10 protein-coding genes are annotated in these 7963 nt (G+C 71.3%); 6 read left to right on the top strand and 4 right to left on the bottom strand.

All coding sequences use genetic code 11. The features are described from left to right. Positions 1-191: 191 nt before the first annotated feature. Positions 192-1490, bottom strand: coding sequence for an NAD(P)/FAD-dependent oxidoreductase (locus QRN23_RS08595; protein ID WP_056047096.1), 1299 nt, complete (start codon positions 1488-1490; stop codon positions 192-194). A 304-nt stretch (positions 1491-1794) separates the two neighbouring features. Between QRN23_RS08595 and QRN23_RS08590 the strand changes: the two genes are divergently transcribed. Together QRN23_RS08590 and QRN23_RS08585 are read left to right on the top strand one after the other, a co-directional pair. Further along, a complete protein-coding gene (locus QRN23_RS08590) occupies positions 1795-2295 on the top strand; it encodes a MarR family winged helix-turn-helix transcriptional regulator (RefSeq protein WP_173151792.1) in 501 nt (166 codons plus the stop codon). 97 nt (positions 2296-2392) lie between these two features. Further along, on the top strand, positions 2393-2662 hold the full coding sequence (locus QRN23_RS08585) for a hypothetical protein (protein WP_148053652.1): 270 nt from the start codon (positions 2393-2395) through the stop codon (positions 2660-2662). A 9-nt stretch (positions 2663-2671) separates the two neighbouring features. Here QRN23_RS08585 and QRN23_RS08580 read toward each other — a convergent pair whose 3' ends face one another. Next, complete coding sequence (locus tag QRN23_RS08580) at positions 2672-2935, bottom strand: hypothetical protein (RefSeq protein WP_056047088.1); 264 nt, start codon at positions 2933-2935, stop codon at positions 2672-2674. 212 nt (positions 2936-3147) lie between these two features. Between QRN23_RS08580 and QRN23_RS08575 the strand changes: the two genes are divergently transcribed. Both QRN23_RS08575 and QRN23_RS08570 read left to right on the top strand, forming a co-directional pair. Then, positions 3148-3834, top strand: a complete 687-nt coding sequence (locus tag QRN23_RS08575) for a TetR/AcrR family transcriptional regulator (RefSeq protein WP_056047085.1) — start codon at positions 3148-3150, stop codon at positions 3832-3834. Positions 3835-3841: 7 nt separating this feature from the next. Then, on the top strand, positions 3842-5629 hold the full coding sequence (locus QRN23_RS08570) for an MDR family MFS transporter (RefSeq protein ID WP_082460370.1): 1788 nt from the start codon (positions 3842-3844) through the stop codon (positions 5627-5629). Positions 5630-5654: 25 nt separating this feature from the next. On the opposite strand, the gene QRN23_RS08565 is transcribed toward QRN23_RS08570, so the two are convergent. Beyond that, positions 5655-5807: a hypothetical protein gene (locus tag QRN23_RS08565; RefSeq protein WP_157485397.1), complete on the bottom strand. Its 153-nt coding sequence runs from the start codon at positions 5805-5807 to the stop codon at positions 5655-5657. Positions 5808-6017: 210 nt separating this feature from the next. Here QRN23_RS08565 and QRN23_RS08560 point away from each other — a divergent pair, with 210 nt between their 5' ends. After that, positions 6018-6587 carry a GNAT family N-acetyltransferase gene (locus tag QRN23_RS08560; protein ID WP_267658878.1) on the top strand — a complete coding sequence of 190 codons (570 nt, stop codon included), beginning with the start codon at positions 6018-6020 and terminating at the stop codon, positions 6585-6587. Here the strand turns inward: QRN23_RS08560 and QRN23_RS08555 are convergent. Beyond that, positions 6584-7180 carry a hypothetical protein gene (locus QRN23_RS08555; RefSeq protein WP_267658877.1) on the bottom strand — a complete coding sequence of 199 codons (597 nt, stop codon included), beginning with the start codon at positions 7178-7180 and terminating at the stop codon, positions 6584-6586. The two genes, QRN23_RS08560 and QRN23_RS08555, sit on opposite strands and share 4 nt — an antisense overlap. Before the next feature lie 75 nt (positions 7181-7255). Here QRN23_RS08555 and QRN23_RS08550 point away from each other — a divergent pair, with 75 nt between their 5' ends. Further along, complete coding sequence (locus QRN23_RS08550) at positions 7256-7858, top strand: hypothetical protein (protein WP_285063236.1); 603 nt, start codon at positions 7256-7258, stop codon at positions 7856-7858. Positions 7859-7963: the final 105 nt, after the last annotated feature.

Raw genomic sequence — 7963 nt, 5'->3', positions numbered from 1 at the left:
CCGACGCCGTCCAGGACGAGATGCTCGTCGGCGTCGCGAAGATCACCGCCGCCACCGAGTAACACCCCCGCTCGACCGATCGGGCACGTCCCGATCAACGAAGAACCCCGTTCGCGAAGAAGAACCCCGATCAATCGTGGTTCGTCTTCGTGAACGGGGTTCTCGGCGTCCGGGTCAGGAGGCGCCGACCGCTACTCGGCCTTCTCGGTCTGCCACTTCTCGGGCGCCCGGTCGCCGTTCGGGCGCACCGGCCGGACGTCGCCCACGATGGGGATGGCCCGCTTGCGGAGCGCCCAGAGGTAGCGCACGAAGAAGTGCGTGAGGGTCGAGAGTCGGTTGCCGTTCCCGAGCAGGCTCGTGATGTGGACGAACACCCACAACAGCCAGGCGACGGGGCCGGTCAGCGTGAAGCCGTTGGGCAACTGCACCACGGCGGCGTTCGTGCCCACCGTGGCCATGGTGCCCTTGTCGTGGTACTTGAACGGCGCGAGCTTCTTGCCGGCGAGCAGGCGGACGATCTGTTCGCCGATGTGCTCGCCGCCCTGGATCGCCGGCTGGGCGAGCTGAGCGAGGGCGTCGTCGGTGGCGGCGATGTCACCCGCGGCGAAGATGCAGTCGAAGCCCTTGACCGTGAGGTCGTCGTTCACCTGGATGCGTCCACCATGGGTCTGCGGCACGCCCCACGAGGCGACCTCGGCGTGGGCCGCGACGCCGGTGGCCCAGATGACGAGCTCGGCCGGGATGAACTCGCCGTCCGCGGCGACGACGCCGTCGGGACGGACCTCTTCGACACCCGTGTCGAGCCGCAGGTCGACGCCGCGCTTGCGCAGCACCTTGGCGGCGTACTTGCGCAGACGAGGGGAGAAGGGCTTGAGCAACTCGCCGCTGCGGTGCACGAGGGTGATCGTGATGCTCGACGCGTCGATCTCGGGGTAGGCGTCCTTCAACGCCTGGTCGCGCAGTTCGGCCAGCGCGCCGGCCATCTCGACGCCCGTGGCACCGCCACCGACGATGACGACGCGCACCTCGCCGCTGCCCACCGAGGCCGCGGCGTTCTCGAGCTGCGTGAAGAGCTCGTCGCGGATGCGCAGCGCCTGCGAGCGGGAGTACATCGAGTAGGCGTACTCGTAGGCGCCCTTGGTGCCGAAGTAGCTGGTGTTGACGCCGTTGGCGAGGACCAGGGCGTCGTAGGCGATCTCCTCGCCGTCGCGCAGGGTGATGATGCGCTCGTCGGCGCGGATCGTCGTGAGCAGCCCGTGGCGGAACTCGGCGTTCGACTGCTTGGACCGCAGGCTGCGCAGGAAGTAGGTGACGTCGCCCGCGTTGAGGCCGCCGGTGGCGACCTGGTACATGAGCGGCTGGAACATGTTGTAGACGTGGCGGTCGATCAGGGTGATGCGGACGTCGGCGTCTCGGAGGGACCTCATCGCCGCGATGCCGGCGAAGCCGCCGCCGACGATGACGACGTGGGGGCGGGGGTCTGCGGTCATGGGGTTGCTCCTGCGGTGTCGATCGTGTCGTCGGATCGTCGTCGACCCCGGTTGGCCGGACCCTGGCGCCGAGTCCGCCGCGAGTTTACTCGCCTCACGAGTCGGATCGTGCACCGGATGCATCGACGGACGACCCGTGACCGGGGGACTTCCGGGGCCCGTCCACCGATGGTACGATCATCTAACTACTTGGTGATCGAGTTGCTCGTTCAATAAGCGACATGTGTCGCGCAGTCGTCGGACGGGACCCGAACCCCGGGCCGAGGTGGACGCCGTACCCGATCCGATTCCTCCCGGAGACCCGATGACCCCCGCCCCCGACGCGCAGACGACCGTCGCGCCCCGTGCCGAGACCCGTGCCGACACCCGCCCCGAGCCGCGGACCGACGACGTCACGGCCGTGCTCGTCGCGCTGCAACGCCTGCAGTCCCGGATCGCGTCCGTGAACGACCGGTTGGCCAAGGGCATGGGCGTCGGCGCCACGGACTACCTCGCCCTGGTGCACCTCTCGGTGCACGGCGACACCCCGCCCAAGAAGGTCGGCGAAGCCCTGGGGCTCTCGTCGGGTGCCATGACGGCCCTGGCGGACCGCCTCGAGGCCGCCGGTCTCGTCGTCCGGCTCCAGCACCCGACCGATCGACGCAGCTTCGTCCTGGCGCTCACCGCCGAGGGGTCGAGCGGCGTGGACGAGGCCGGCATCCTCTACGGACGAGTCGTGCAGGAGGCGCTGTCCGCGTCCCGTCGTCCCGTCGCCGAGGCGGTCTTCCGCGACCTGGGTGACGCCCTCGGGGTCGCGACTCCGTGAGGACGACCGACGCCGCGCCTCCTGGTCGGGAGGTCCGGCGGAAGCCGGTGGGCGACGCCCCGGCCCCCGCGGCCCGGCGACCCGCTAGGGTCGGCTCGTGAGACTCTCGGTGACCTGGACGGCAGGCGGTGCGCAGCACGGCATGCAGGTGCACGACGATCGTCTCGTCTACGTGCTCCGTGACACCGCCGGACGCCCCACGACGCACGAGATCCCTGCCGGTTCGCTCGAGACCGTCGACTACTCGACGGTCGCGGATCGACCGGTCATCACGCTCAACGAACGAGACGGCACGAAGACGTCGTTCCCGTGCCCCCGCAAGATCGCCCGGGTGCTCTACCCGGCGATCAAGTGGCTGACCGTCTGACCGCGACCGCTACGACGTGCGCTCGAGGTCGGTGACGTGGGAGCGCCGACGGACCGCGACCTCGCGCCTCCGCGCCTTGACCGCCCCGCGGAAGCCGACCTCGGCGGCGATCGCGCCGGCGATCATCAGCGAGAAGCCGGCGAGCCCGGCGGGCAGGCCGAGCATCGTCGGGGCATCCCAGTCGAAGGTGAACGCCAGGACGGCCAGGCCGATCGCCACGAGGGCGAAACCGGCGACCGACAGGCAGACGCGGCGGGCTCTCGGTGCACTCATCCGATCAGCGTAGGCAACACCTGACGTCCGGCGACGTCGTTCTCAGGGGACGCGGATGGTTCTGCCGCGTAGCCCCCAGCCGCCCCGGTGGGAGGGCGGGTTCACAGGATGCGTGATTGCACTCCTGGCGCGAAAGTGCAATCATCGTCTTCGGCCGCGAGGCCCCCGGCGACGTCGCCGATCACGAGAGCGACGAGACCAGGAGGCGCGCGATGGCCACGACCGCCGGCAAGACGGCCCAGCGTCGACTGCGCACCCGCGTCGCGTTGACCGCTGCCGCCCGGCGCCTGACGGCCGAGCACGGACTCGCCGGCTTCACCATCGAGGAGCTCTGCGCCTCGGTCGGCATCTCGCGTCGGACGTTCTTCAACCACTTCGCGTCGAAGGACGACGTCGTCGTCGGCGTCGCGCTCGACGACGACGACGAGGCGCTCGACGGGTACTCGTCCTCGCGACGCGACCCGCGCCTCCCGCCCTTGTCGACCGTCTTCGACGACCTGGGCGCGCTCGTCGTCGAGCGTGTCGAGAACGTCGGCCTCACCCGCGGGCAGGCCGTGCACTTCAAGGCCGCACTCGACCGCGAGCCCCGCCTGTTCGGCGCCATGATGCGGCAGGGCGACGAGCAGCGGCGACGCGTCGTCTCGGCCGTGGCCGCACACGAGGGGCTCGACGTGGGCGATCCCCGCATCGACGTCGCGGTGACCCTGCTCACCGGACTCGTCCAGCGGGCCTTCGAACGGTTCTTCTCCGCCGAGGGGCGGGACGACGAGCGCTTCGACGCCGTCCTCGCCGACCAGCTCGTGATCGCCCGCGAGCTCTTCGCCGCCGCCGCGCCTCGTGGCCCCGCCTCCCCGCCCGCCCCGACCCACCCTGCCGACCACGACCGAAAGGCGCTGTGACCCAGCCATGACGACCACCACCGCAGCGAAGGCCGACGCGCCCTTCCTCTTGACGAAGAGACGCATCTGGATCATCTTCGGCGCCCTCATCTCGGGCATGCTGCTGTCGAGCCTCGACCAGACGATCGTGTCGACGGCCATGCCGACCATCGTCGGCGAGCTCGGCGGCGTCGAGCACCAGGCCTGGATCACCACGGCGTACCTGCTCGCCACGACGATCGTCATGCCGATCTACGGCAAGTTCGGCGACGTCCTCGGCCGTCGCAACCTGTTCCTCGTGGCGATCGCGATCTTCACCCTCGCGAGCATCGGCTGCGCCTTCGCCACCGACTTCTGGATGTTCGTGGTGTTCCGCGCGATCCAGGGCCTCGGCGGCGGCGGTCTGATGATCCTCTCGCAGGCGATCATCGCCGACATCGTGCCCGCCTCCGAGCGCGGCAAGTACCTCGGCCCGCTCGGCGCGGTCTTCGGCCTGTCCGCCATCGGCGGGCCCCTGCTCGGCGGCTTCTTCGTCGACCACCTCACCTGGCAGTGGGCGTTCTACATCAACATCCCCGTCGGCATCGCGGCGTTCGCCATCACGTGGGCCGCCCTGACGCTGCCGAGCAAGAAGGCCACCAAGCGCATCGACGTGCTCGGCGTGGTGCTGCTGTCGGCGGCGACCACCTGCCTGATCTTCTTCACCGAGTTCGGCGGTCAGGACGACCACGGCTGGGGTGCGCCCGAGACCTGGCTCTGGGGCGCCGGGGTCGTGGTGGCGGCGTCGCTGTTCGTGCTCGTCGAGTCGCGTGCCGACGACCCGATCATCCCGCTGTCGTTCTTCCGCAACAAGGTGTTCGTGCTCGCGACCGCCGTCGGCTTCGTGCTCGGCATCGGCATGTTCTCCGCCATCGCGTTCGTGCCGACCTTCCTGCAGATGTCGTCGGGCGCGTCGGCGGCGGTCTCGGGCCTGCTGCTGCTGCCGATGATGGTCGGCCTGATCGGCACGTCGATCCTGTCGGGCAACCTGATCACCCGGACCGGCAAGTACAAGGTGTTCCCGGTGGTCGGCACGATCCTGACCGGCATCGCCATGGCGCTCTTCACGACCCTGACCGCCGACACCCCGCTCTGGCTGATCTGCGTGTTCCTCTTCCTCTTCGGTGCGGGCCTCGGCCTGATCATGCAGGTCGTCGTGCTCGTGGTGCAGAACTCGGTCGACGCCCAGAACGTGGGCACGGCGACCAGCACGAACAACTACTTCCGCGAGGTGGGCGCCGCGCTCGGCGTCGCGATCTTCGGTGCGTTGTTCACGAGCCGGCTCACCTCGAACCTGACGGACGTCTTCACGGGCGCCGGGGCGTCGGCCGGTGACGCCTCGCAGGCCACCGCGACCCTCGACCCCGCGACGCTGAACCAGCTGCCCGAGCAGATCCGTCGTCTCGTCGTCGAGGCCTACGCCGACTCGCTGGCGCCGGTCTTCGCCTACCTGATCCCGTTCATCGCCGTGGCGTTCGTGCTGTCGCTCTTCCTGCCGCAGATCAGACTCTCCGACGTGGCCGGCATGGTGTCCCGCGGCGAGGCGCTGTCGGGCGACGAGGCCGAGCAGCTCGAGGCCGCCGAGCGCGCCGCGCACGGTCGTGGCGCCGGGCGGGCCGGGAGGCGCGGTGCCGGGACGGCGTCCGAGGTGGCGACCGCCGGTGCGGTGGCGACCGGGGCTCCGGTCGCGCCGCTCGACGGGGTCGATCAGCGGGACGACGCCGACGAGCGTGTCGCCGACGGGGTCGACGAGCGGGACGACGCCGACCGCCCGTAGCCGGTCGGATCGCGGGGGCGCCGGGTCAGACGGCGGCGGGGCCCTGGGCGGGCAGGGCCGCGGCCGCGGCCGAGGTGCGGGCGGGGGCGGACGCGAGTCGCGCCTCCTGGGCGGCGTCCCAGACGACGCCGTCGACGTCGTCCTCGCGCAGGCGGGTGGGGGTGCTGTGGGTGCTCATGGGTGTCTCCTCGGGCGGGCCCGTCGGGTCGGACGCGTCAGACGATGGTGCGGCACGGTGGGGTCGTGCCGCGGCCCCCAGTTCGTGGGCTGTGATCGATCACCGTAGCGGATGCGCGCGGGGCGTCGTGACCGGTGGCCGTGGCCGGCGCCGCGCCTCCTCGTCCACGGTCCCTAGGATCGTGCGCATGAGCACGTCAGGTGAGGACCGATGATCCACGACGTCGCGCTGGTGGGGCACGGCGTGCGGCTCGATCCGCTCGCCGTCGAGGATGCTGCCGCGCTCTGGCCGCTGACCGACGACGGGCTGTGGGCGGGCATGGTGACGCAGCGTCCGACGAGCGTCGCGGCCTACGCCGAGCACGTGGAGGCGCAACTCGCGAACCCGACGACCCTCGCGTTCACGGTGCGCGGCGAGGACGACGGCCAGGTGCGGGGCACGACGACCCTCTACGACCTCGTGCCGGCGCAGGGGCGGGTCGAGATCGGCAGCACCTGGTACGGCCGCCCCTTCTGGGGCGGACGGACGAACCCCGCGACCAAGCTGCTGCTGCTCACGCACGCGTTCGACGCCCTCGGCCTGAACCGGGTCGCGCTGCGCTGCGACGCCCGCAACCTGCGGAGCGCGGCAGCGATCCGTCGGCTGGGCGCCGTCCCCGAGGGGATGCTGCGTTCGCACCGCGTCGCCGCCGACGGCACCCTGGGCGACACGGCCTACTTCTCGATCGTCCGGGCCGAGTGGCCCGACGTGCGGGCCGGCCTGGAGGCGCGGCTCGCCTAGTCGCGGGTCGCCGGTGAGGCGACCTCCAGCGCCTCGAAGAGCTCGTCGGCGACCAGGTGGGACTCGTTCGACATGAGGGTGATCGGGGCGCCGCCCTCGACGTCGACCATCACCCAGCGGCCGCCCCGCCGACGACGGCGTTCGTCCACCGGAGTGACGCGGACGTCGTGCAGCGCGGCCACGGACCACTCCTCGGCCGTCACCCCGCGCAGGCGCGAGACCGGGTCGGGCACGTAGCGCAACCGCGTCGTGGACAGGGCGAAGCGACCGGGGTAGGCCGCGCCTCCGGTGGGCAGGACGCGCTCGGCGAAGGTGCCCCAGAGGAGGCGCTCGCCGGGGTCCACGGAGAGGCGTCGCCAGGACGAGAGGGCGAGGGTGCGCAGGGCGAGCACCACGACGGCGGCAGCGAAGAGGACGGTGCCGACGAGCATGACGAACCACGAGCCGTCACGGCCCTCGGACTGCGCCCGCCAGGTGAGCTGGGCGACGAGCAGCAGGGTCAGGAGCGCGTACAGGCTGACCATCCAGGCCTGAGCGCCCCGCAGCTTCTGCTCGGAACGGTGGCGAGGCGGGTCGGGTACGGCCTTGTCCATGAGGGATTGTCTACACCAGGGGAGTGGCGGGGTCGTCTCCGACGCCTCGGGGGCGCGGCCCGGTACGGTGACGGCATGTCCGACGAGACCTGGATCGTGTTCGACGACGAGCCGAAGCAGAGGGTGCTGGTGCGGGCGATGCGGGTCTTCCTGCCCGCGACCGTGATCCTTGGGACGGCCGGTGCCTTCTTCTCTCGAGGCGGCGAGTCGCTGGTCGATCTGTTCGGCCCGATCGCCGTGCCGATCTCGTTCGTGTTCTGGGCGACCGCCGCCGCGGTCGGGTGGAACGTCGTGCTGTGGCTCAACGCCCCCTTCGCGATCGACCTCGAAGGGCGTCGACTGCGCATCCGCCATCGGGTGGTGCCGTTCGACCAGGTCGAACGGGCCGAGCTCGTGGGGCTGAGCGACGGCGACCAGGCCGGTCTGCTGCTGAAGATCGGCCGACGTCGGGGGCCGACGGCGTCCGTGCTGCTCAGGGAGCGGTCGACGCCCGCGCTCGACGACGCCCGACGCGACCTGCTGATCGAGGTGATCCGCGCCTCCTCGATCGCCCGCCCGGTGAGCCCGCACGACCCCACCGGGAAGTTCGGGCGGTTCAACTTCCCGGGGACGCTGGACAAGGCCGGAGCCGAGCAGGTCGTCCGCGACCCGCCGGCCCCGGGTGAGCCCGCGCCCTGACGGGTGGCCGCGGCGGCGCCGCGCTGCGCCCCGCCGCACGCCGCCACGATGTACACAGCCCGCCACGAGATCTCGTGGCGGGCTGTGGACATCGTGGCGGCCTGA

Origin of the sequence: Frigoribacterium sp. ME-P-080, assembly GCF_030209595.1 — a bacterium.
Taxonomy (GTDB): Bacteria; Actinomycetota; Actinomycetes; order Actinomycetales; family Microbacteriaceae; genus Frigoribacterium.
The sequence above is the reverse complement of the archived record's forward strand: the minus strand, read 5'-3'. Positions and strand labels throughout refer to the sequence as shown.